Source organism: Rhodopirellula maiorica SM1 (genome assembly GCF_000346295.1).
GTDB lineage: Bacteria > Planctomycetota > Planctomycetia > Pirellulales > Pirellulaceae > Novipirellula > Novipirellula maiorica.
In genome coordinates this window covers 1-2,439 of sequence record NZ_ANOG01000685.1, presented here as the reverse complement: position 1 = coordinate 2,439, position 2,439 = coordinate 1, and the positions used below count along the sequence as shown (strand labels likewise).

Annotated in this window: 1 protein-coding gene; it reads right to left on the bottom strand. The window is 56.0% G+C overall.

What is annotated here, in order from left to right; all coding sequences use genetic code 11:
* A partial coding sequence (locus RMSM_RS41190) for a GEVED domain-containing protein (protein ID WP_008701568.1) occupies positions 1–2,439 on the bottom strand: 2,439 nt, incomplete at both ends.

Here is a 2,439-nt window from a genome sequence, read left to right as displayed (position 1 = left end):
CGTAACCAACATCATGGAATTCGACTACACCGAGCGTGCCCGCCTTGCTGAACCAATCACCGAAGCGGTCGCGAGGACTGGTTCGCATGTAGATACCGCCATCATCGACTTCCACTAGATTGCCGTTGGCATCAAACACCATCTCGCGTGAATCCGCATGGGGTGCTGTTCCGCTCGCTGTTCCACCATCGGGGTCCACACCTGGCACAAAATCGTGAGTGGCATGATCCCATTGTGGCGATGGGGCAACGCGGGGGTTACGTGCGATCGATGCGTCACCGCGAAAAATGGCGCCACCATACGTGTTGTCGCCAATCACGTTGGGTTGCTCTTGACGGTCACCACCGATGTAAACAATGTCGGGATCGGTCGGGTCAACCACGATTGAAAAGTGAATGCGCCCCTGTGCACCGGTTTCCTCGATGTCTTTGGGACGAGGGTTCGGGCCCGTCACTTCGCTCCAAGTGCCACCGCTGACATAGTCGCCGTTCCCACTGCTGTTGTCCAACGAGAACGTGTTATCGGTTAGCCGAGTGACGCGATAAAAACCGTTGGCGGCGGTGTTGCCTGCGACGCCGTCAATCACGACATAGCTGCCTGAGACCAGGCCATGGTTTGCCGAGGTGATCACGATCGGAGTGGCGTTGGTCGCACCGGTGATCGCTGCCGTGCCACCCAGAGGCAACACGGGAACATCCATCTGTGTCCAAGTGGGAGTGCCCGCTGTGGTGTTGTCACTATAGAACACGCCTTGTGGTTGAGCGCTGATCAGCACGGCCGCGAACAACCGACCGGTTTGCGGCGACACTGCCATTTCGACGTTATTGCTTTGTTGTAGCAGCGTGTCGATTGCGGCACTGCCATCACCGGCGATCTTTGTCCAATTGACGCCAAAATTGTCAGAACGGTAGATACCTGCGGAGCCCCCTATTCCCTCACTAACTGTGTACAGGCGATTGATGTTGGTAGGATCTTCGACCAGATCAGTAAAGTTATCGTTGGGCGAGACAAAATCGGCATCCGTAATCGGATGAAAAGTCGCGCCACCGTCGGTGCTGCGAAAGATACCTCCAAAATTCACCGAAGAGCTGACAACAATCGTGTTGCCTCGGGCAGCGATCCCCGAAATGTTTTCGCCAACCGTACGCAGACCATCGCTGGCCAACTGAATCCAATTGGCTCCACCGTCGGTCGTACGATAAACCGGTCCGCGAACGCCGCCCAGTCCAGCGAAACTGCTGTACTTAGCCGTGCCAGCAACAATGGTATTGAAGGTCGGGTCGGTCGGATCAAATGCCATCGCACCGATGCCGAGCGATTCGAGAAAATCTGTCTGTGGAACCCAGGTTGGATCGGCGGCTGTGAAATTGTTTGTACGCCAGATCCCGCCATTGACGCTGCCGATGTACACGATGTCTGGATCGGTTGGATGAGCCAACACGGTATGAATCGCGCCAGTGACCTGGCGATTGGGCTGCGTGCCCAGTTCCAACTGTCCATTGATCGTGGGCGACGGCCCCTGATCGCTCCATTGTCCGGGAGTCGATGTTTGAACTAGGTAATCTTCGACTTCGCCACTGGACGCCAGACCAGTGGGCGTCAATCCAGACGTACCGTCATGCAACCGGAAACGTGCGTAGGTGACTCCGGGCAAGGTAGTCCCCGGAACAGTCACGTTGATCGAATTCGTGCCGGCGACGACGGCGCCGCTGAATACAAGCTCGCCGGAGTCGTCCCAGTCTCCGTCCTGATTGAAGTCGATCCAGGCGTCAAGATAAGGGTTGGTGACGCCCGCAGTATTGGTCACCAGAACGTCAGCAGTGGCAACTCCACCGATGCTAATCGCACTGGTGAATTCGACTCCATCTTCGTCATCGGTATTAAAAGTGTCATCGTCGGACGCACCGACACTGGGCTGGCCGTCAGCCTCGACATCAATCGAATCCCCAAGCTGGAACCCCGAGACCGGCGTGTGACGTGCGCCGTTGTCCGCAAGCAAAGTGGGATAACTGGATGCCAAACCGGACTGCGCCGCAGTCGGAGCATCACCAAAATCTTCCGTACCAACCTCCATTACCGTGAACTGTCGGCTATAGACGTTGTTGGTTTCGTTGTCTTCAGCAATGTCACCATCGACGTCGACTTCGAAAGAGACGGTGTGCAGGCCTACCGACAGCGGTCCCTCATCAATGTCGCTGAATGAAAATCCACTGAATGACGCTGTATCAGGGATGTCGCCGTTGAATGCGATAATGGATCCATCGAGTCTCGCTTCGACGGCGTAGGATCCGCCGGTACTGGCATCGCCAAGATTAACCCATCCAAAGTCGAAATAGACAGTATCGGCGACGGTAATCGGATCGTCGGTGCGATCACCTGGATTACTGGAAATGACGATCGCATCGTCCCAACCACTAAAGGCGAACGGCAACAAATCCG